The sequence below is a fragment of the Streptomyces sp. NPDC057002 genome, from assembly GCF_042673825.1.
Lineage (GTDB): Bacteria > Actinomycetota > Actinomycetes > Streptomycetales > Streptomycetaceae > Streptomyces.
Genome location: NZ_JBHURZ010000001.1, coordinates 403,171 through 422,650 on the forward strand (window position 1 = coordinate 403,171; position 19,480 = coordinate 422,650).

The following is a 19,480-nucleotide window of genomic DNA, read 5'->3' on the forward strand; positions in this document are numbered from 1 at the left end:
GCGTGCACGGTGGCACGGCGAACCGGGCACGCCTGTGCGCGGGTGACCGCGCACCCGGGATTCCGCCCGAGTGCAGGGAGTTGACCAGCGTGTACCACCACTCAGGAAGCGTGACTCAGCAGGCAGCCGGCACCTCGACGGGTCTCCTCGACCCGCGGGGCAAGGACACGGATGCCATCCTCTTCCAGCGCTGCACCTGGTGCGGCACCGCCATGTTCCACCGCCTGCTGTGTCCGGTCTGCCGGGGCAGCGACCTGCGGACGGAACGCAGCGAGGGCGCGGGCACCGTGCGCCACTCCACGGTGGTGCACCGCAACACGCCCGCGGCGCGCAATGTGTCCATGATCGAGATGGCCGAGGGGTTCGTGGTGCGCGGCCGGGTGATGGGCCCGCCGATCGGCATCCACAGCGGGGACCGGGTACGGCTGTCCACCGCCAAGGACCCGGTACGGGGCGAGCCGGTCTTCCAGCTGCTGGACGAGCCGTACCGGGCCTGGAGCTGACCGTTCGCCGGTCGGCGCCCCCGACCTCCCCTCAATCCGGGATTCCGGCATCCCTCCGGCCCGCGAACAGTTCGCCGGTGCGCACCGGCCGGCCCGTCTCGAAGCTCCGGTTGGCCGCCAGACCGACCGCCAGCGCCAGTGCTCCGTCGCGTTCGGTGGCCGTGGGATGGTCCGCCACCGCGGTGTCCGCGGGGCGAGCGGGGTCGGCGGGACCGAACAGCACGTCGAGCATGCGCGGATCGCCGCCGCCGTGGGCCTCGTGGGCGACCGCGAGCGGCACCTCCACCGGGGGCTGCCACAGCGGCCGCAGCGTGAGGCGGGCACCGCCCGCGTGCTCGGCTGCCGTGTCCCCGTGCAGGGCGCCCGCGGTCGACGTGACCCGGGTGAGGGCCGGCTGCCAGCGGCTCTCCTCGACCTCCAGTTCCAGCCGGCCCGCGCTGCCGTTGAACATCACCCGGTAGCCCTCCCACGGGGAGTAGGCGGTCAGGTGGTACGTCATCGTCGCGCCGCGCGCGTAGCGCACGAGGACGGACATGTCGTCCTCGATGCTGATGGGCCCGTCGAATACGTTCCGGTCGCGCAGGTATCCGTCGTCCCGCTCGGCGTCCAGATAGAGGGCGCGAAGGGTGTCGTTGGCCGCGAGATCCAGGGCGAAAGGGTCGTCGGCGGCCCGGTCGGCGCCGTGGGCCCGGTCGTACTCCCGGCGCAGCCCGTGCCGCTCCCCCGCCGTGCGGCCGTAGAAGCCGAGCCGCCCGTAGCCGAAGGCCTCCCGGGGCTCGTCGGCGAGCCACCAGTTCACCAGGTCGAAGTGGTGCGAGGACTTGTGCACCATCAGGCCCCCGCTGTTGTGCTTCTCGCGGTGCCAGCGGCGGAAGTAGTCGGCGCCGTGCCGTACGTCGAGCAGCCACTCGAAGTGGACCGACAGCACCTCGCCGATCGCCCCCTCGGCGAGCAGGGCGCGGACCTTCTCGTGTACCGGGTTGAAGCGGTAGTTGAAGGCGACGGTCAGGGAGTTGCCGGTCTCGCGGACGGTGTCGAGGATGCGGGCGCAGCGTTCGGCGTCGACGGTCATCGGCTTCTCGGTGACGACCCGGCAGCCCGCCTTCAGGGCCGGGACGATGTAGCGGTCGTGTTCGGCGTCGACGGTGGTGACGACGACCTCGTCGATGTCCTCCCCGGCGAGCAGGGCGGTGAAGCGGTCGGGCTCCCACGGGGTGGCGGCGGGTGCGCCGGCCTCGGTCAGCAGGCGGTTGTGGAAGGCCATCCGGGTGGGGCTGGGGTCGCAGAGAGCGGCCACGAGGTGGCCGGGGCGTTCGGCGAGGCCCCGGGTGAACAGCTGGGCCCGGTGGCCGGTGCCGACGACGGCTGCGCGCAGGACGGGAGTTCGGCTCATGCCAGGTGGCCTTTCCCGGGGACGGGCGGTCCACTCCCCAGGTGCTGAAAGCGCTTGCTGAGGCTCTGGTCAGCGAGTGAGGGTGACGCGGATGCCCACGGTTCCGTCCAGGCCCCGGCGCAGCCGGCTGCCGAGCAGGGTGAGCCGGCCCGTGAGGCCGTACTTGCGGGCGATCAGCTGCCGGTAGCGGGCGGTGGTGGCGGGGTCGCAGATCTCCGCCGTCGCGGGCAGCTGCTCACCCGTGGGGTTGCCGCGCAGGTCGCAGGGGCCGGCCAGGACATCGGCACGGTTGCGGATCCGCTTCACCTTCCAGGAGTCGGCGGGCGTCCAGGCGCCGAGCGTGTCCCCGTCGCGTACCACCCAGACGGGGGTGGCGACCGGCGTACCGTTTCTGCGGTAGCTGGTGATCAGCAGGTACTTGCCCGCGCCCAGTTCGTCCAGCGCACTGTCGTCCATGGCGGGCAGTGTACGAGCGCGGCCGGCGCGGCGCGCCCCGGGGCCCTGGGGGTCCCGTCAGCGCAGCGCGGCGGTCATTCTCCGTACCGCCTCCGTGATCACTTCGGGCGAGGCCGCCAGGTTGAGGCGGACGTGCCCGGCGCCGCCGGTGCCGAAGGGGAGGCCGGAGTTGAGGGCCACGCGGCCGCGGTGCAGGAAGACGTCCGCCGGGTCGTCGCCGAGGCCGAGCGCGCGGCAGTCGAGCCAGGCGAGGTAGGTGGCGTCGCCCGGGCGGTAGCGGATCGCGGGCAGGCGCTCGGCCAGCAGGTCCGCGAGCAGCCGCCGGTTGCTGTCGAGGCCGGTCAGCAGGGCGTCCAGCCAGGCGACGCCGTCGTGCAGGGCGGCGGTGTGGGCGATGATGCCGACATGGCTGGGGCCGTGCCCGACCTCCTCGGGCATCCGCGCCAGGTCCGCGGCGGCCCCGGGCCCGGCGATCGCGAGGGCGGCCTTGAGCCCGGCGAGGTTCCAGGCCTTGGAGGCCGACATCAGCGACAGGCCGCGCTCGGCACCCGGCACGCTCAGGTACGGCACGAAGTCCGTGCCGCCGACGACGAGCGGCGCGTGGATCTCGTCGGCGACGACCCGCACGCCGTACCGCTCGGCGAGCGCGGCGACGGCGGACAGTTCCTCCGCCGTGTGGACGACACCGGTCGGGTTGTGGGGGCTGCACAGCAGGTAGGCGGCCCGGCTCCCGGACGCGACGGCCTGCCGGAAGGACTCTTCCAGGACAACGGGGTCGATACGCCCGTCGGGCCCGAGCGGGGCCTCCACCACGCGCCGGTCCATGTGCGCGATGAACTGGTAGAACGGCGGGTACACCGGCGGGTTCACGACCACCGCGTCCCCGTTCCCGGTGACCAGTCTCAGCATCTCGACGACGCCCAGCATGACGTCCGGCACGATCGCGGTGCGCTCCACGGCGAGCCCGTCCCGGTTCCACCGCTTCTCGGCGAAGGCGGCCAGCGCCTCCGCGTAGGCGGTGCCGGCGGGGTAGCCGGTGTCACCCAGGTCGAGGGCGTCGGTGACGGCCCGCACGACGGGCTCGGCGAGCGGTACGTCCATCTCGGCCACCCACAGGGGCAGCACGTCCTCGGGGTAGGTGCGCCACTTCATGCTCGTGCGGCGGCGGAGGCGGTCGAGAGTGAGGGCTCGCAGATGATTCGGTTCACCGGACGTCTCGTGCGGGATCCTGGTCATGGGCACACGATAGGGGGCTGTGCGGTGAGCGGGAATCTTGCGGACGGGGTGCGGGGAGGGCCGGCGGGCCGGTTCCTGGAGATCGCCTGCGACGAGTCGGGGTCGGACGGCGAGAACCTCACCGGCGGGAACACGGACGTGTTCGCGCACGCCAGTGTCTCGCTGTCGGTGGCGTCGGCCGCGGCGGCCGTACGGGAGATCCGGGACCGGATCCGTTCGCCCGCGGAGGAGTACAAGGCGAACCACCTGCTGCGGGAGAAGCACCGCGCGGTGCTGGAGTGGCTGCTGGTGCCGGAGGGGCCGATGCACGGGCAGGCGCGGGTGCATCTGATGGAGAAGACGTTCTTCGTGGTGGACCGGGCGGCCGGCCTGTTGCTGGGCGACCCGGCCGCGGCCGTCGTCCTGTTCCGCGAGGGACGCCGGACTTTCGGGGAGGAGGGCTGGCGGTCGTTCCTGGAGGCGGCCAACCAGTTGCTGCGGGTCCGCAACAACGGAGAGCCGGGCGCCCCTGTCGAAGGGTTCTACGACACGGTCGACGCCCTGCGGCAGGCGCATCCGCGTACCGACGCGGGCAGGGTCCTGGCCCGGCTCGGGGCGACCCGGTCCCGCGCGGTGTCCTATCGGGCGGACTTCCTGGACGGACCGCCCCTGATCCCGGTGCTCAACCCGCTGCTCCCGGCGATCGTACGGACGGCCGCGCTGTGGAGCGGCGGCGGGCGTCAGGTGCGTCTGGTGCACGACCGGCAGAACATGCTGACGCCCGACCGCATCGCGTGGATCGAGGAGGCGGCCCGGCGGGCGGGGGTCGGCCTGGCCGGGCTGCGGCTCGTCGTCGCGCGTGAGGACGCGCGGGTGCAGGTGGCGGATTTCCTGGCCGGGATCGCCCGCAAGATCGCCTCCGACGAGCTGAACGGACGCGGGGACGCCGCGCTCACCGCCCTGCTGCGGCCCTACGTCGATCCGGCCTCGGTGTGGGGGGACACCCGCAGCCTGGCCCTGCTCGCCGCTCCGGTCACCCGCCGGCGGTGAAGAGATCACGCGCGCGCTGAACACGGCGCGGCTCCGCTCCGTATGGAGAACAGGGCGCTCAACTCCAGGAGGGCCCCGCGGTGTTCGCACCGCGATGTTCGGGTTCGGGAGCCATGCATGAGGCACGCACGACGACGGGTCGTCCGGCGAGTGACACAGCTGGCGGCCGTCGGCGGACTCCTCCTCGGAGGAACGATGGTCACCAGCGCTGTGGCGAGCGAGCCCCCCGACGCGTCCGTCGGCGTCCCCTACTCGGCGAAGCCCGGGACGGGCATGGGCACCGACCTGGTGTCCCGGCTCGGGACATCGCGCACGGCGGGCAGCTGGGTCGACGCGTCAGGGCGGCCGGTCGTCGCGGTCACCGACGAGAAGGCGGCCGCCGAGGTCAAGCGCGCCGGTGCGCGGGCGAAGATGGTGAACCACAGCATGAGCGCCCTCAAGTCCGCCACGTCGACGCTGCGTTCGGCGCCGCGGGTGTCCGGGACCTCCTGGTCCCTGGACTACCAGAACAACCAGGTGGTGGTGCGGGGCGACAGAACGGTCTCCTCCTCCGACTGGTCCCGGCTGACCGAGGTCGCGGACGGCATCGGCGGCTTCGTGCGCATGGAGCGCACCGAGGGCACGTTCACGACGCGGATCAACGGCGCGGAGCCGATCCTGTCGACCGCCGGGCGCTGTTCGGCGGGGTTCAACGTGACCGACGGGACGACCGACTACATCCTCACGGCAGGACACTGCGGACCCGACGGTTCCGTCTGGTTCTCCGACGACCGGGGCCGCGATCAGGTCGGCACCTCACAGAGGGGGAGCTTTCCCGGCGACGACTACTCCCTGGTGAAGTACGACAGCGGCAAGGCCGGCAAGGGCGCGGAGGTCGTGGCGGTCGGCGAGGACGAGGGCGTGCGGATCACGGGGGTGGCCGATGCCGAGGTCGGGGAGAAGATCTTCCGCAGCGGCAGCACCAGCGGCCTGCGCGAGGGCGAGGTGACCGCGCTGAACGCGACGGTCAACTACCCCGAGGGCACGGTCACCGGGCTGATCGAGACGAACGTGTGCGCCGAACCGGGCGACAGCGGGGGCCCGATGTTCGCCGACGGCATCGCGCTCGGGGTGACCTCGGGCGGCAGCGGGGACTGCCAGGCAGGCGGTACGACGTTCTTCCAGCCGGTGACCAAGGCGCTGACCGAGCTGGGAGTCAAGCTGATCGTGGCCAAGCAGGCCGGCGGCACCGCACCGGCGCCGTCGGCCTCGGGTGCCGCTTCGCCCGGCTCGTCGGCGCCGGTGACGGGCGAGGACGTGTCGAGCCTGCTGACCCGGCTCACCGACCCGCGCAACGTCGGCCCCGGCCTGCTGGTCATCGCGGGCAGCCTCCTCGCGCTGGTGGCGACCCGCTGGATCCGCTCGGAGCAGGACCGCAAGGCGTACCGGCAGTACTACTCGGCCACTTGGGGGTGAGGCCGGGACACGCTGGCGCACCTCGGCGGGTGTTCCCCTCACCCCAGGGTGAGCAGCACTGTCGCGGCTCCCGCCCCCAGCAGCCCCAAGGTCTGGCGGCGGCTGATCCGCTCGTGCAGAAGCGCGAGACCGAGGACGACGGGCAGGGCCGGGTAGAGGGAGGCGAGGACGACGGCGACGGCCAGCAACTGCCGCTGGGCGGCGAGCAGATACAGCACGAGGCCGAGCGCGGCGCCGGCGCCGATGGCGAGGGCTTGGACACAGCGGACGGCCGGCAGCTTCAGCCGGCGGGCGTGGCGAGCGGCGTCCGGCAGGAGGACGAGGACGGCGGCGACACGGCCCGCGGCGACGGGCCACAGCCCGCTCTCCGGACCGGCCTGGCCGAGGGCGAGGTACTGCACGGCCACGCCCGCGCTGGCGAGCAGTCCGTCCGATGTTCCCTTCCCCGCACCGGCCCTGCCCCCGGACACGAACCACAACGAGGGCACCGTCACGGCGATGCCGAGCCAGGCCAGGGTGCCAGGACGGTCGCCGAGGAGGAGCACCCCGCACAGCACCGACAGTGCGACGCCGGTGACGGCGCTCACGGGGACCACGACCGTCATGGCACCGCTGCTCAGCCCCCGGTTGAGGAACCGCATGGCGAAGCCGCTGCCGACGCCGGACAGCGCGCCCCACAGCAGATCGGTCGTGTGGACGGCGTCGGCGGGCAGGAGGAGCGCGGCGGCGCAGGCGAGCAACAGCCCGCCCAACTGGCCGAAGAAGGTGACGGCGGCGTGGTGGATGTGCCGGGACAGCAGGCCGCCGGCGAAGTCGACGATGCCGTAGCAGACGGCCGAGGCAAGTGCGAGAAGGGCACCCATTGGATCAGGGGTGCCCCGGGACGAGGGTCCGATGCGTCAGCGGACCTGGCCGAAGCTCAGGCCGCCGGCACGGACTGCGGAGCCGCGGCGGCCCACTCCAGGACGAGCCGCTGGTACTCCTCACGCTGCTCGACGCTCAGTGTCCCGCCCGACCGGCGCCACAGGGCCCGGATCTCCTCGTTGACCTCGTCAGCCGATCGCTCGGAAGAGGATTCAACAGTGGTGGACATGCTGTGAAGCATACGGTCCCGGACGTGAAGGCGATGTGAGTAATCACGAGCCAAACGGACATTCCGGACAGTGTTACTGATCACGTCCATCTCCCGGTAAACGTGAGGCTGTTCACGCTTCGGCAGATCCCAGGACCAGCACCTTGATAGCCAACACGGCCGCACCTCGCGCCCAGTCGTGAAAATCGGACACCTTCGTCTCGAGGTCGACCGGTGCGGCCAGGGGATGCCGGTTGTCGCGGATGGCCTCCTCGACCGTGTCGCCCGCCACATCCATCAGCCCGACACCCTCCCCCGCCAGCAGGATCTTCTGCGGCATCACGAAGTTGGAGATCTGGGCGACGAGCGTGCCCAGCGCGCGTGCGGCCTCACCGATGACCCGGGCGGGCATCGGCTCCCCGGCCGCGGCCAGCGCGAGGATCTCCTCGTAGGTCCGGTCGCGGCCGGTGGCGGCCTGGACCTGGTAGCGGATGTTGGGGATGGTCAGCAGCGAGACGGCGCTGCCGCGCCGGCCGTCCGGGGTGAGCGGGCCGCCCGGGTCCACGATCCAGTGCCGGCCGAAGCCGCGGTCCTCCTCGGCGCAGGGCACCCGCTTGCCGCCCAGGACGAGCCCGTAGCCGATGCCGGCGCCGATGGTGAGGACGGCGAAGCGGTCCAGGCCGCGCCCGGCTCCGAACCAGGTCTCAGCCTCGACCAGGGCGGCGACGTCGTTCTCGACGACCACGGGCAGTCCGGTGCGCTGCTCGACGAGTTCGGCGAGGGGGACGTCCCGCCACAGCAGGAAGGGGGACTCACCGACCACGGCCCGGTCCTGGACGAAACCGCCGACCCCGATGCCGATCCCGGCGAGACGGGGGTGTTCGGCGGCCAGTTCGGCGGTCATCGCGCCGAGCAAGTCGGCGACTTCGGCGGGGTCATGAGTGGTGAGCGGACGGTCGTGGCGGGCCACGATGTGGCTGCGGAGCGTGGTGACGACGCAGTAGACCGTGTCTTCGGTGATCTTGAAGCCGAGGAAGGACCCGGAGTCGGCGACCACGTCCAGCGGCTGTGAGGGGCGGCCCTGGCGGGCCTCCGCCGGCGCTCCGGCCTCGGCCGCCTCGATCAGCAGGTTCGACTCGATCAGCGGCTTGGTCAGCCGGGTGAGGCTGCCGGCCGACAGGCCCAGCCTCCGGGCGAGCTCGGTCCGGGACAGCGGGCCGTGGACGAGCACTTCGATCGCCACGGAGCGCTCCCCCGCGCTCAGCGGCAGCCAGCCGGCGGTGCCTGCGGTCATCTACGTCCGACTCCCCTCAGCCTTTTTTTCGCACTGAAACCAACATGACCACTCTAAGGCGATGACGGTTCCTGGGAAAAGATGTTTGCGCACCCCTTGACGCAGCAATTGTTTCGCACCAAAAGTAAGTCCCGCCAGAGGACGAGCCGCCGTATGCGAGGGAGTCGCCCGATGACCATCGCCTCCAGCAGTCCTCCGTCACGTCTGCCCACGGGCGGCGCCGCGGAGGCCCGCAGCAAACCCAGGACACACCGGACCCAGGTGGGGGACGACCGGGGAGACGGACGGCTGGCCGCGGTGTTCATCGCGCCGGCGCTGCTCGGCTTCCTGGTCTTCCTGCTCTGGCCGACGCTCCGGGGCATCTATCTGAGCTTCACCCGCTTCAACCTCCTGACGCCGGCGGAGTGGGTGGGCCTGGACAACTACGTCCGCATGGTCAACGACCCCATCTTCTGGGACTCGCTGTGGGTCACGGTCGAGTACGTCGTCATCAACATCGGTGTGCAGACGGTCGCGGCGCTCGCCATGGCCGTCCTCCTGCAGCGGCTGACCCAGTCGGCGATGCTGCGCGGGATCGTGCTCACGCCGTATCTGATGTCGAACGTCGTGGCCGGCCTCGTCTGGCTCTGGATCCTCGACACACAGCTCGGCATCGGCAACGAGATCATCAGCGCCCTCGGCGCCGACCGCATCCCGTTCCTCGCCGACGAGACCTGGGCGATCCCGACGATCGCGCTCATCAACGTGTGGCGGCACGTCGGATACACCGCCCTGCTGCTGTTCGCCGGCCTCCAGGCGATACCGAACGACATGTACGAGGCGGCCAGGGTGGACGGCGCGAGCGAGTGGCGGATGTTCTGGCGGATCACCATGCCGCTGCTGCGGCCGGTGCTCGCGGTCGTGCTGATCATGACGGTGATCGGGTCGTTCCAGGTGTTCGACACCGTCGCGGTGACCACCGCGGGCGGTCCGGCGAACGCCACCAACGTGCTCCAGTTCTACATCTACGGCTCCGCCTTCGGGCGCTTCCAGTTCGGCTACGCCTCGGCCATGTCCGTCGCCCTCCTGGTCGTGCTGAGCGCGATCACCATCCTCCAGTACCGGCTCACCCGGGCCGGCCGGACCGACCTCGGCTGACGGAAAGGAGACATCCGCATGGCTGCCGTGACGACAACGACGCCTACGACCCTGCGACCGGTCCGGCGCAGGTTTCCCTTCGGGCGGGCCGCCGCCTGGACCGTGATGGGACTGGTCGTCCTCATCACCCTGCTGCCGTTCTACTGGATCCTGCGCACCGCGCTGTCCACCAACGCGGGCCTGAACGCCGACCCGACCAATCCACTGCCGGTGGACCTCACCACGAGCGGGTTCGAGCGGGCCCTGGGGCTGCAGTCGGCCGAGGAGGCCGTCAAACAGGGCGGAGCCGGCGGCGGGCTCGACTTCTGGCGCTATCTGCTCAACTCGGTGCTGGTCTCCACCCTGATCACCGGCTGTCAGATCTTCTTCTCCGCGATGGCCGCGTACGCCTTCTCGCGGCTGCGCTGGCGGGGCCGGGACAAGATGTTCGGCCTGTTCCTGGCCGGGATGATGGTGCCGGCCATCTTCACGCTGCTGCCGAACTTCGTGCTCATCAAGCAACTGCACCTGGTGGACACCCTCCTCGGTATCGCGCTGCCCACCATGTTCATGACGCCGTTCGCGGTGTTCTTCCTGCGCCAGTTCTTCATGAACATCCCCCGGGAGGTCGAGGAGGCCGCCCTGCTCGACGGCGCCGGGAAGATCAAGATCTTCTTCCGGGTGGTGCTGCCGATGGCGTCCACGCCGATCATCACGCTGGGCGTGCTGACGTACATCACCTCCTGGAACGACTACTTCTGGCCGCTGATGGTCTCCTACAGCGACAGCTCGCGCGTGCTGACCGTGGCGCTGGCGGTCTTCCGGGCGCAGACCCCGGCGACCGGCGTCGACTGGTCCGGGCTCATGGCGGCGACGCTGATCGCCGCGCTGCCGATGCTCGTGCTGTTCGCATGCTTCGCCCGCCGCATCGTCAGCTCCATCGGCTTCACCGGGATCAAGTAAGGGGACTGTGATGCGAATTCGTACGCTCGTCGCGGCGACCGGAGCGCTGGCGCTGTCCCTGGTCAGCGGATGCGCGCAGGGAGGTGCGGCCGGATCGTCGGCGAACACGGTCACGTACTGGCTGTGGGACGCCAACCAAGTGCCCGCCTACCAGGCCTGTGCCAAGGGGTTCGAGAAGGAGAACCCCGGACTGAAGGTGAAGATCACGCAGCTGGGCTGGAGCGACTACTGGACCAAGCTCACGGCCGGTTTCATCGCGGGCACCGCGCCTGACGTGTTCACCGACCACATCCAGAACTTCGGCCAGTTCGCCGATCTGAAGGTCCTCGAACCGCTCGACGACCTCGGTGTCAAGGACTCCGACTACCAGCCGGGCCTCGCCGCCAACTGGGTCGGCAAGGACGGCCACCGCTACGGCACTCCCAAGGACTGGGACACCGTCTCGCTCTTCTACAACTCGAAGATGACCGAGGAGGCCGGGCTCAGCGCCGACCAGCTCAACAGGCTGTCCTGGAACCCCAAGGACGGTGGCACCTTCGAGAAGGCCATCGCCCACCTCACGGTGGACAGGAAGGGCACGCGCGGCGACGAGCCGGGCTTCGACAAGAACAACGTCAAGGTGTACGGCCTGGCCACGGGCGGCGGCGGCTTCGGCGACGGCCAGACCCAGTGGAGCCCCTTCACCGGCTCGGCCGGGTGGAACTACCTGGACAAGGCGCGCTGGGGCACGAAGTACCAGTACGACAGCAAGACCTTCCAGTCGGTCGTCAACTGGTACTTCGGACTGGCCAAGAAGGGCTACATGCCGCCGCTGTCGGACTACAACATCCAGTCCAACCAGCAGAACACTCAGGTCGCCGCGGGGAAGGCGGCCACCGCGTTCGACGGGGCCTGGATGATCTCCACCTACACGGGCTTCAAGGGCCGGGACATGAGGACCGCCCGGACGCCGGCCGGGCCGACCGGCAAGCGCGCCACCATGATGAACGGCCTTGCCGATTCCGTCACCAAGGCCTCCAAGAACAAGGCGGGCGCCAAGAAGTGGGTGGCGTATCTGGCCTCGGACAAGTGCCAGACCGTCGTCGGCAAGTACGGCGTCGTCTTCCCCGCCACCGCGGCCGGGACCGAGGCCGCCGTCGCCGCGTACCGGAAGAAGGGCATCGACGTCTCGTCGTTCACCGACCCCGTGGCCGACAAGAAGCGCTTCCGGACGTTCTCGTACCCGATCGCCAGCTACTCCGCCGACATGACGGCGCTCATGCAGCCGGCGATGGAGGACATCTACGGCAACGGAAAGCCCGTCAGCAGCCTCGACCAGACCAACGACCAGATCAACCTGATCCTCTCCCAGTGATCACCGGACCAGTGAAGGGCACGCCTTACATGACGTTCTCCATCGGCATCGTCGGCGCCGGACAGTTCTCGGGCCAGTTCGCCACCCTGTTCCAGGCCCACCCCGGCGTCAGCGACGTCTACGTCACCGACCTGCTGCCCGAGAGGGCCGAACAGCTCGTCGCCGCGCAGGGCCTCGCCGGCGTCTTCCCGTCGTACCAGGCCATGCTGGAGTCGGAGGACGTCGACGCGGTCGCGATCTTCACCCAGCGCTGGACGCACGGCCCGCTGGTGCTCCAGGGGCTCAACGCCGGCAAGCACGTGTACTCCGCGGTCCCCATGGCGATCAGCACGGAGGAGATCGCGGCGATCATCGACACGGTCAAGGCCACCGGCCTGACGTACATGATGGGCGAGACCAGCGAGTACAACCCGGCCACCGTCCACGCCCGCAACCAGATCGCCGAGGGCGCCTTCGGGCGGCTCTTCTACGCCGAGGGCGACTACGTCCACGACATGGACCTGGGCTTCTACGAGGCCTACCAGTACAGCGGCGGCGAGAACTGGAAGGCCACCGCCAGCTATCCCCCGCTGCTGTACCCGACGCACGCGATCGGCGGGGTGCTGGGCGCCTGGCAGACGCACGCCGTCAGCGTGTCGGCGATCGGTGTCCTCGACGACCGGGGCGACGGCGTCTTCGACAAGGGCATCAGCCAGTTCGGCAACGACTTCTCCAACGCCACCGCGCTGTTCGAGGTCGCCGGCGGCGGCTCGTTCCGTACGAACGAGTTCCGGCGGGTGGGCTACCCCTCGCACATCCGCGAGTCACGCTTCCGCTTCTTCGGCACCGAGGCGAGCATGGAGCAGCTCGCCACGGTCGCCCTGTGGCAGGACAAGCAGGGCGTGAAGGACATCAGCGAACTGCTGGAGCCCAAGCCCACCATGGCTCCCGACGACCCGTCGCTGCAGCACATCGCGCCGGAGCTGCGGGCCGCCTTCACCTCCGGGTCGGCGCCCGTGCACGACCGTGAGCGGCTGCCGAGGGAGTTCGACAACCTGCACAACGGCCACGAGGGCAGCCACCACTTCCTGGTGGACGACTTCGTGACCGCGGTCAACTCGCGCACCCTGCCGTCGGTGAACGCGTGGGTGGCCGCCCGGTACACCTTGCCGGGCATCATCGCGCACGATTCCGCGCGGCAGGGCGGGGTGCGGCTGGAGATCCCGGACTTCGGAGACGCGCCCCGGTAAGGGTCCTGTGCGGGCCGGGTGCCTGGGATCAGGTGCCCGGCTTGCGGCCGTACACGAAGACGTCGTCGCCCTTCTTCAGCAGCGACCAGTACTTCTTGGCGTCGGTCTTGGTCATGTTGACGCAGCCGTGCGAGCCCGGCGGGTTCCACACGCTGATGCCGACCGAGTGGAAGGCCTGGCCGCCGTCGAAGAACTGGCTGTAGGGCATCGGCACGTCGTAGATCGACGAGACGTGGTCGATGTTGCGCCAGTAGATCTTCTTCAGGCCGGTGCGGGTCTCGTGGCCGTCGCGGCCCGTACGGACCGGGACCGGGCCGTAGACGAGCTTCTTGCCGTCCTGGATCCAGCTCAGCTGGAGGGTCAGGTTCACACAGGCGATCCGGCCCTTGTTCACCGGGCACTTGCCGTCCTTGTTGGGGTTGGTGCCGACGGCCTTCTGCTTCAGCATCAGGTCCATCACGCCCCAGGTGACGGGCCCGGCATAGCCGATGTTCGGGGAGATGCCGTGCTTGGTCTGGAAGGCGCGGATCGCCTTGCAGTCGGTGGCGGACTGCTTGCCGTCGACCGGACGGCCGAGGAACTTCTCCACCTGCTTCTGGTACGGGCCGGTCTGCGTGGTGCAGCTCGCGGCCTGCGCCGGGGTGGCGCCGAGCGCGAGTGTGAGCGGTGCCACCAGGCCGGTGATCCCGAGTGCGACGGCTCCCCGTCTGCGTATGTCCCCCATGGCTCGTCATGCCCTTTCGCGGAGTGAGTCTGCGGTGTTCTGCCAGCTAGACGGGCGAAAGGCGGCTTCGGTTGTGCGGGGGGTCAGCCTGCGACGAAACGGTGACATACCTCACCGCCATTGCGGACACGGCCTAGGGGCGCAAGGCCTCGTGAAACCCCGTGTTGACGGCCGTGAGGCCGCCGTCGACGACCAGGGTGGTGCCGGTGATCCAGGAGGCGTCGGACGAGGCGAGGAAGGTGACGGCCGCCGCGATGTCCTCCGGTTCGCCGACCCGGCCCAGGGGGTACAGCCGGCGCAGCGCCTCCAGGTCCTCGTCGCGGCCCTCCCAGGCGGTGGTGCGGACGGTGCCCGGCACCACCAGGTTGACGCGGACACCGCGCGCGGCGGCATGCCCGGCGAGGGTGCGGGTCAGGGAGCCCAGGCCGGCCTTGGCGGCGCTGTAGGCGTGGTTGCCGAAGTCCTGCAGGCCGTTGACCGAGCCGATGGAGACGACGGAGCCGCGGCCCGAGGCTGCCAGGTGCGGAAGCGCGGCACGGCAGCAGCGGTACGCGCCGGACAAGGTGACATCGAGGTCGCGCGCCCACGACTCGTCCGGTTCGTCCTCGAAGAGGGGCGCGTCGGGCGAGCAGTGGGCGGCGCTGTTGACCAGCACGTCGAGCGAGCCGAAGGTGTCGACGGCGTGGGCGACGGCGGCCTCGGCGGCCGCCCGGTCGGCCACGTCGCAGGCGAGACCCTCGGCGGTGAGTCCCTCGTCCCGGAGCACCCGCGCGGTGCGCGTGGCCTCGGCCGGGTCCCGGTCGGCCACCAGGACCCGTGCGCCCTCCCGTGCGAACCGGCGGGCGGTGGCGGCGCCGATGCCGCGTGCCCCGCCGGTGATGAGAACCCCGTACCCCTCGAAGCGCCTGGTGTCCGTCATGGGCCGACCGTACTGCCCCGGGGGTGGCTCAGCGGTAGCCGCTCGTGTCGGCCGGCTTGCCCGCGTCCTGGACCTCGACTAGGTACCGCCAGGCGTCCGGGCGGCTGCCGTCCAGGTCGGTGAATCCGTAGACCTGGGCGAGGCCGCCGCTGGAGAGGGACTGGCCGTTGAAGCGCGCCACGTCCGGGTCGGCGGCGAGCGCGGCCACGGCCCGGCCGACGTAGCGCGGAGTCTCCGAGATGGCGAAGTGGGGGACGCGCTCCAGGGCGTCGCGCCAGTTCTCCTCCTGTACGCCGTAGGTTTCCAGCATGAGCTCCGAGCGCAGCCAGCCGGGTGTGAGGGCGACGGCGGTGGCGCCGCGCGGGCCGAGCTCGTGGCCGAGGGCGAAGGCCATCCGCAGGACGGAGGCCTTGGCGAGGTCGTAGAAGAAGTTCACGCGGTAGTTGTCGCCGTTGTAGTCGGCGGTGCCGTCGGTGACCTCGACGACCAGGCCGCCGGGGTGGCGCACCAGCAGGGGCAGGGCGTGGTGGCTGGTGATCGCGTGTGTCTCGACGGCGAGCCGGAGCAGGCGCAGGCCGTTGTCGAGGTCGTGCTCCCAGACCGGGACGTCCCATCCGAAGAGTTTCTCGCCGCCCCAGATGTCGTTGACGAGGACGTCGAGGCGGCCCTGTTCCTCGTCGATGCGCTCCACGAGGGTGCGGACCTGCGCCGGGTCGAGGTGGTCCGCGGGTACGGCGATGCCCTGTCCGCCTGCCTCGGTGACCAGGTCGGCGGTGTCCTCGATGGTCTCGGGCCGGTCGTACTCCGAGCGGCGGGTGCGCGTGCTGCGTCCGGTGACGTAGACGGTGGCGCCCGCCGCGCCGAGTTCCACCGCCATGCCCCGTCCGGCGCCCCGGGTCGCACCGGCGACCAGTGCGACCTTGTCCTTCAGCGGAGCTGACATGTCCGACCTCCCGTTGCCGTGAATGCGTGGTGCTTCGAGAGTGACGGGTAAGCCGGACATCTTCTGTCGTCTTTTCTTCGCCGGTGTGTCCCGGCCGCACGCCGTCAGTGGCCGCGGGCGATCCACTCCTCCAGCTGCGGAGCCTCCGCGCCGATGGTCGTGGCGTCCCCGTGGCCGGTGAGGACCTTCGTCTCGGGCGGCAGCGTGAGCAGCCGGTCGCGGATCGAGTCGATGATCGTCGGGAAGTGCGAGAAGGAACGGCCGGTGGCGCCGGGGCCGCCCTGGAACAGCGTGTCGCCGGTGAAGACGGTGGCAAGGCCGGGGTCGTACAGACACACCGCGCCGGGCGCGTGCCCCGGGGTGTGCAGGACGCGCAGGTCGGCGCCGCCGGCCTCGATCGTCTGGCCGTCGACCAGCCAGGCGTCGGGCTCGCGGTCCGGGTGGGTCTGCTTCCACAGCGGCAGATCGTCGTGGTGCAGCCAGATGGTGGCGCCGGTGCGCTCGGCGAGGGCGGGGGCGGCGTCGATGTGGTCGTTGTGGGCGTGGGTGCACACGATGGCCGTGAGCCTGCGGTCCCCGACGGCCCTGGCGATGGCGTCGGCGTCGTGGGCGGCGTCGATGACGATCGCCTCGTGTTCGTCGCCGACGATCCACACGTTGTTGTCGACGTCCCAGGTGCCGCCGTCGAGGGTGAACCGGCCGGAGGTGACGAGGTGCTCGACTCGGGTGGTCATCAGAGCATCACCACCGAGCGCAGCACGTCGCCGTGGTGCATCCGCTCGAACGCCTTCTCCACCTCGTCGAGCTGGATGGTCTCGGTGACGAACGCCCCGAGGTCCAGGCGCCCTTGCAGATGCAGGTCGATCAGCATGGGGAAGTCGCGGGAGGGCAGGCAGTCGCCGTACCAGCTCGACTTGAGCGATCCGCCGCGGCCGAAGACGTCGAGCAGCGGCAGTTCGAGCTTCATCTCCGGGGTGGGCACGCCGACGAGGACGACCGTGCCGGCGAGGTCGCGGGCGTAGAAGGCCTGCTTGTACGTCTCCGGGCGGCCGACGGCCTCGATGACGACGTCGGCGCCGAAGCCGCCGGTCAGCTCGCGGATGGCCTCGACCGGGTCGGTCTCGCGCGAGTTGACGGTGTGGGTGGCGCCCATCGTCCGGGCGGTCTCGAGCTTGCGGTCGTCGATGTCGACGGCGATGATCCGCGCCGCTCCGGCCAGCTGCGACCCGGCGACGGCCGCGTCACCGACGCCACCGCAGCCGATGACGGCGACCGTGTCGCCCCGGCCGACGTTGCCGGTGTTGATCGCGGCGCCGATGCCGGCCATGACACCGCAGCCCAGCAGCCCTGCCACCTGCGGGGCGACCTCCGGGGCGACCTTGGTGCACTGCCCGGCGGCGACCAGCGTCTTCTCGGCGAAGGCGCCGATGCCGAGGGCCGGGGAGAGCTCCTGGCCGGTCGAGGCGAGGGTCATCTTCTGCCCGGCGTTGTGGGTGTCGAAGCAGTACCAGGGCCGCCCGCGCAGACAGGCCCGGCACTTCCCGCACACCGCGCGCCAGTTGAGGATCACGAAGTCGCCGGACTCGACGTCGGTGACGCCGTCGCCGACCGCCTCGACCACGCCCGCGGCCTCATGGCCGAGCAGGAAGGGGAAGTCGTCGCTGATGCCGCCCTGCTTGTAGTGCAGGTCGGTGTGGCACACCCCGCAGGCCTGAACGCGCACGACCGCCTCTCCGGGGCCGGGGTCGGGCACCACGATCGTCTCGATGCGCACCGGCTCGTCCTTGCCTGGTGCGATCACACCGCGTACTTCCTGCGCCATCGCGCTGACTCCTTCGTCGGCCGGGGTCCGTCCCTTCCGACCCTACGCGCGACTGATCGGTAAGGAGCACGGATCGGCCACCTCAGACGCATGATCACAAGTTCGCCCACCGGCGAAATGCCGGGCACCGTACGAGGCCCGCGCCGTAGCCTGAACGCCCCGCCCGACGCCGAAGGAGCGACGTGAGCCTCGCAGAGACCGATACCGCCGTGCCTCCCTGGCGGCTGCTCCTCGGATACGTCCGGCCGCACCGCTGGTCGCTGGCCGCCGGTGCCGTGCTCTCGCTGGTCACCGGGGCGACCGGGCTGCTGCTGCCGCTGGTGGCCAAGGGCCTGATCGACGATCTGTCGCACGAGAGGGCCATCACCGGAGCGCTGCTGGCGATGTCGGCGCTGGTGCTGGCCAACGCGGTGGTGGGCGCCCTGGGTTCGTATGTGCTGCAGCGCACCGCCGAGTCGGTGGTGCTGGGCGCCCGGCGTGCCCTGTCGTCGTATCTGCTGCGGCTGCGGATCACGGCCGTGGACCGCAGCGAACCCGGGGACCTGATGGCCCGCATCACCTCCGACACCACGCTGCTGCGCCAGGTCACCACCAACTCGCTGGTCGGTCTGGGCACGGGCGGTCTCACGCTCGTCGCGACGATCGTGATGATGGGCCTGGTGGACGTCGTGCTGCTGGGCGTCACACTGGCCGTGATCGCGGGTGCGGGGGTGATCCTCGGCGTGATCGTGCCGCGCATCAACAAGGCGAGCCGGCGGGCGCAGGACGCGGTCGGTGTCATGGGTGCCTCGCTGGAGCGGGTCCTCGGCGCCCTGCGCACCGTGAAGGCGTCCGGTGCCGAGCACCGGGAGGAGAACACGCTGCACGAGGCGGCGCAGGAGTCCTGGCGGCAGAGCGTGCGGGCCGCCAAGTGGTCGGCGGCCGCGGGCAACACGGCGGGGCTCTCCATGCAGATCGCCTTCATCACGGTGCTCGCGGTGGGCGGCGCCCGCGTCGCGACCGGCGCCGTCGACGTGGGCACGCTGGTCGCGTTCCTGCTGTACGTCTTCTATCTGATGTCGCCGATACAGCAGGTCGTCGGCGCCGTCACGCAGTACCAGACGGGCGCCGCGGCCCTCACCCGCATGCAGGAGGCACTGCTCCTGCCCGCCGAGCCGTCCGCCCGGTTCGCGCCGCTCCCCTCCCCCGGCGCCCGGCCCGCCGCCCTCGCCTTCGACGACGTCCGCTTCCGCTACGCCGACGACCTGCCGTACGTCCACCACGGCGTGACGTTCGCCGTGCCGGCGCAGGGCATGACGGCGTTCGTGGGCCCGTCCGGCGCCGGCAAGACCACCGTCTTCTCGCTGATCGAGCGGTTCTACGACCCCGACTCCGGCGTGATCACGCTGGACGGCCGGGACCTGTCCGACTGGGAGCTGCCCCAACTGCGGGCCTCGATCGGATATGTGGAGCAGGACGCGCCGGTCCTGTCGGGCTCCCTGCGGGACAACCTGCTGCTGGGCAACCCGGAGGCGGACGAGGACGCGCTCGCGCGGGTGCTGAAGACGACCCGTCTCGACGGCCTGATCGCCCGGCTGCCCACAGGGCTCGACACGCTCGTCGGGCACCGCGGCACCAAGCTGTCGGGCGGTGAACGGCAGCGGGTCGCCATCGCCCGCGCCCTGCTGCGCCGCCCCCGGCTGCTGCTGCTCGACGAGGCGACCTCGCAGCTGGACGCGGTGAACGAGGCGGCGCTGCGGGACACCGTCGCGGATGTGGCCCGTACGACCACGGTCCTCGTCGTGGCGCACCGGCTGTCCACGGTGACGATGGCCGACCGGATCGTGGTGATGGACGCGGGCCGGGTCCGGGCCGTCGGCACCCACCGCGAACTCGTGACCTCCGACCCGCTCTACGCGGAGCTGGCGGCGACCCAGTTCCTGGCCTCGGCCGGCTGAGCCTTCGGGCCGGGGCCGGTGACCCGGCTGCGCTT

General features: G+C 70.9%; 19 protein-coding genes. 8 read left to right on the plus strand and 11 right to left on the minus strand.

Annotated features, from left to right (window positions below; translation table 11 throughout):
- The first annotated feature begins 89 nt into the window (after positions 1 to 89).
- Positions 90 to 503 carry a Zn-ribbon domain-containing OB-fold protein gene (locus tag ACFT32_RS01830; protein WP_382484627.1) on the plus strand — a complete coding sequence of 138 codons (414 nt, stop codon included), beginning with the start codon at positions 90 to 92 and terminating at the stop codon, positions 501 to 503.
- Positions 504 to 534: 31 nt separating this feature from the next.
- On the opposite strand, the gene ACFT32_RS01835 is transcribed toward ACFT32_RS01830, so the two are convergent.
- The 3 genes from ACFT32_RS01835 to ACFT32_RS01845 form a co-directional block, all read right to left on the minus strand.
- On the minus strand, positions 535 to 1,896 hold the full coding sequence (locus ACFT32_RS01835) for a Gfo/Idh/MocA family protein (RefSeq protein WP_382484628.1): 1,362 nt from the start codon (positions 1,894 to 1,896) through the stop codon (positions 535 to 537).
- Between the two features lie 69 nt (positions 1,897 to 1,965).
- Positions 1,966 to 2,352 (minus strand): PPOX class F420-dependent oxidoreductase, encoded by a 387-nt coding sequence (locus tag ACFT32_RS01840; RefSeq protein WP_382484631.1) that lies wholly within the window; start codon positions 2,350 to 2,352, stop codon positions 1,966 to 1,968.
- 57 nt (positions 2,353 to 2,409) lie between these two features.
- Positions 2,410 to 3,588 carry a MalY/PatB family protein gene (locus tag ACFT32_RS01845; RefSeq protein WP_382484633.1) on the minus strand — a complete coding sequence of 393 codons (1,179 nt, stop codon included), beginning with the start codon at positions 3,586 to 3,588 and terminating at the stop codon, positions 2,410 to 2,412.
- A gap of 24 nt (positions 3,589 to 3,612) precedes the next feature.
- On the opposite strand from ACFT32_RS01845, the gene ACFT32_RS01850 reads away from it, so the two are divergent.
- Both ACFT32_RS01850 and ACFT32_RS01855 read left to right on the plus strand, forming a co-directional pair.
- Positions 3,613 to 4,617 (plus strand): hypothetical protein, encoded by a 1,005-nt coding sequence (locus ACFT32_RS01850; protein ID WP_382484635.1) that lies wholly within the window; start codon positions 3,613 to 3,615, stop codon positions 4,615 to 4,617.
- A 117-nt stretch (positions 4,618 to 4,734) separates the two neighbouring features.
- The gene (locus ACFT32_RS01855; protein ID WP_382484637.1) at positions 4,735 to 6,072 is read left to right on the plus strand and encodes a S1 family peptidase; all 1,338 of its coding nucleotides are present in this window, start codon (positions 4,735 to 4,737) and stop codon (positions 6,070 to 6,072) included.
- A gap of 38 nt (positions 6,073 to 6,110) precedes the next feature.
- On the opposite strand, the gene ACFT32_RS01860 is transcribed toward ACFT32_RS01855, so the two are convergent.
- From ACFT32_RS01860 to ACFT32_RS01870, 3 genes are all read right to left on the minus strand, one after another.
- A complete protein-coding gene (locus ACFT32_RS01860) occupies positions 6,111 to 6,935 on the minus strand; it encodes an EamA family transporter (protein ID WP_382484639.1) in 825 nt (274 codons plus the stop codon).
- Between the two features lie 56 nt (positions 6,936 to 6,991).
- Complete coding sequence (locus ACFT32_RS01865; protein WP_382484642.1) at positions 6,992 to 7,177, minus strand: hypothetical protein; 186 nt, start codon at positions 7,175 to 7,177, stop codon at positions 6,992 to 6,994.
- Between the two features lie 100 nt (positions 7,178 to 7,277).
- Positions 7,278 to 8,438 (minus strand): ROK family protein, encoded by a 1,161-nt coding sequence (locus ACFT32_RS01870; RefSeq protein ID WP_382484644.1) that lies wholly within the window; start codon positions 8,436 to 8,438, stop codon positions 7,278 to 7,280.
- A 171-nt stretch (positions 8,439 to 8,609) separates the two neighbouring features.
- Here ACFT32_RS01870 and ACFT32_RS01875 point away from each other — a divergent pair, with 171 nt between their 5' ends.
- The 4 genes from ACFT32_RS01875 to ACFT32_RS01890 are packed head-to-tail and all read left to right on the plus strand — an operon-like array spanning position 8,610 to position 13,100.
- The gene (locus ACFT32_RS01875) at positions 8,610 to 9,575 is read left to right on the plus strand and encodes a carbohydrate ABC transporter permease (protein ID WP_382484646.1); all 966 of its coding nucleotides are present in this window, start codon (positions 8,610 to 8,612) and stop codon (positions 9,573 to 9,575) included.
- Between the two features lie 18 nt (positions 9,576 to 9,593).
- Positions 9,594 to 10,517, plus strand: coding sequence for a carbohydrate ABC transporter permease (locus ACFT32_RS01880; protein WP_382484648.1), 924 nt, complete (start codon positions 9,594 to 9,596; stop codon positions 10,515 to 10,517).
- Between the two features lie 10 nt (positions 10,518 to 10,527).
- Positions 10,528 to 11,871, plus strand: coding sequence for an ABC transporter substrate-binding protein (locus ACFT32_RS01885; protein WP_382484650.1), 1,344 nt, complete (start codon positions 10,528 to 10,530; stop codon positions 11,869 to 11,871).
- Positions 11,872 to 11,900: 29 nt separating this feature from the next.
- On the plus strand, positions 11,901 to 13,100 hold the full coding sequence (locus ACFT32_RS01890) for a Gfo/Idh/MocA family protein (protein WP_382484652.1): 1,200 nt from the start codon (positions 11,901 to 11,903) through the stop codon (positions 13,098 to 13,100).
- Positions 13,101 to 13,128: 28 nt separating this feature from the next.
- On the opposite strand, the gene ACFT32_RS01895 is transcribed toward ACFT32_RS01890, so the two are convergent.
- From ACFT32_RS01895 to ACFT32_RS01915, 5 genes are all read right to left on the minus strand, one after another.
- On the minus strand, positions 13,129 to 13,824 hold the full coding sequence (locus ACFT32_RS01895) for a L,D-transpeptidase family protein (RefSeq protein WP_382484654.1): 696 nt from the start codon (positions 13,822 to 13,824) through the stop codon (positions 13,129 to 13,131).
- Between the two features lie 133 nt (positions 13,825 to 13,957).
- Complete coding sequence (locus tag ACFT32_RS01900; protein ID WP_382484656.1) at positions 13,958 to 14,743, minus strand: SDR family NAD(P)-dependent oxidoreductase; 786 nt, start codon at positions 14,741 to 14,743, stop codon at positions 13,958 to 13,960.
- 28 nt (positions 14,744 to 14,771) lie between these two features.
- Entirely contained in the window at positions 14,772 to 15,686 is a 915-nt protein-coding gene (locus tag ACFT32_RS01905) for an SDR family oxidoreductase (RefSeq protein WP_382484658.1), read from the minus strand.
- A 104-nt stretch (positions 15,687 to 15,790) separates the two neighbouring features.
- Positions 15,791 to 16,420, minus strand: coding sequence for an MBL fold metallo-hydrolase (locus ACFT32_RS01910; RefSeq protein WP_382484660.1), 630 nt, complete (start codon positions 16,418 to 16,420; stop codon positions 15,791 to 15,793).
- The gene (locus tag ACFT32_RS01915; RefSeq protein WP_382484662.1) at positions 16,420 to 17,508 is read right to left on the minus strand and encodes an S-(hydroxymethyl)mycothiol dehydrogenase; all 1,089 of its coding nucleotides are present in this window, start codon (positions 17,506 to 17,508) and stop codon (positions 16,420 to 16,422) included. The genes ACFT32_RS01910 and ACFT32_RS01915 overlap by 1 nt, the downstream gene beginning before the upstream one ends.
- 182 nt (positions 17,509 to 17,690) lie before the next feature.
- On the opposite strand from ACFT32_RS01915, the gene ACFT32_RS01920 reads away from it, so the two are divergent.
- Positions 17,691 to 19,445 carry an ABC transporter ATP-binding protein gene (locus ACFT32_RS01920; RefSeq protein ID WP_382484663.1) on the plus strand — a complete coding sequence of 585 codons (1,755 nt, stop codon included), beginning with the start codon at positions 17,691 to 17,693 and terminating at the stop codon, positions 19,443 to 19,445.
- Positions 19,446 to 19,480 lie beyond the last annotated feature (35 nt).

Excerpts from the sequence above, each read along its gene's own strand:
- ACFT32_RS01890 (WP_382484652.1), top strand. The coding sequence starts at position 11,901 with ATGACGTTCTCCATCGGCATCGTCGGCGCCGGACAGTTCTCGGGCCAG.
- ACFT32_RS01895 (WP_382484654.1), bottom strand. The coding sequence starts at position 13,824 with ATGGGGGACATACGCAGACGGGGAGCCGTCGCACTCGGGATCACCGGC.
- ACFT32_RS01915 (WP_382484662.1), bottom strand. The coding sequence starts at position 17,508 with ATGGCGCAGGAAGTACGCGGTGTGATCGCACCAGGCAAGGACGAGCCG.
- ACFT32_RS01885 (WP_382484650.1), top strand. The coding sequence starts at position 10,528 with ATGCGAATTCGTACGCTCGTCGCGGCGACCGGAGCGCTGGCGCTGTCC.
- ACFT32_RS01865 (WP_382484642.1), bottom strand. The coding sequence starts at position 7,177 with ATGCTTCACAGCATGTCCACCACTGTTGAATCCTCTTCCGAGCGATCG.
- ACFT32_RS01910 (WP_382484660.1), bottom strand. The coding sequence starts at position 16,420 with ATGACCACCCGAGTCGAGCACCTCGTCACCTCCGGCCGGTTCACCCTC.
- ACFT32_RS01845 (WP_382484633.1), bottom strand. The coding sequence starts at position 3,588 with ATGACCAGGATCCCGCACGAGACGTCCGGTGAACCGAATCATCTGCGA.
- ACFT32_RS01835 (WP_382484628.1), bottom strand. The coding sequence starts at position 1,896 with ATGAGCCGAACTCCCGTCCTGCGCGCAGCCGTCGTCGGCACCGGCCAC.
- ACFT32_RS01855 (WP_382484637.1), top strand. The coding sequence starts at position 4,735 with ATGAGGCACGCACGACGACGGGTCGTCCGGCGAGTGACACAGCTGGCG.
- ACFT32_RS01860 (WP_382484639.1), bottom strand. The coding sequence starts at position 6,935 with ATGGGTGCCCTTCTCGCACTTGCCTCGGCCGTCTGCTACGGCATCGTC.
- ACFT32_RS01900 (WP_382484656.1), bottom strand. The coding sequence starts at position 14,743 with ATGACGGACACCAGGCGCTTCGAGGGGTACGGGGTTCTCATCACCGGC.
- ACFT32_RS01840 (WP_382484631.1), bottom strand. The coding sequence starts at position 2,352 with ATGGACGACAGTGCGCTGGACGAACTGGGCGCGGGCAAGTACCTGCTG.
- ACFT32_RS01880 (WP_382484648.1), top strand. The coding sequence starts at position 9,594 with ATGGCTGCCGTGACGACAACGACGCCTACGACCCTGCGACCGGTCCGG.
- ACFT32_RS01905 (WP_382484658.1), bottom strand. The coding sequence starts at position 15,686 with ATGTCAGCTCCGCTGAAGGACAAGGTCGCACTGGTCGCCGGTGCGACC.
- ACFT32_RS01870 (WP_382484644.1), bottom strand. The coding sequence starts at position 8,438 with ATGACCGCAGGCACCGCCGGCTGGCTGCCGCTGAGCGCGGGGGAGCGC.
- ACFT32_RS01875 (WP_382484646.1), top strand. The coding sequence starts at position 8,610 with ATGACCATCGCCTCCAGCAGTCCTCCGTCACGTCTGCCCACGGGCGGC.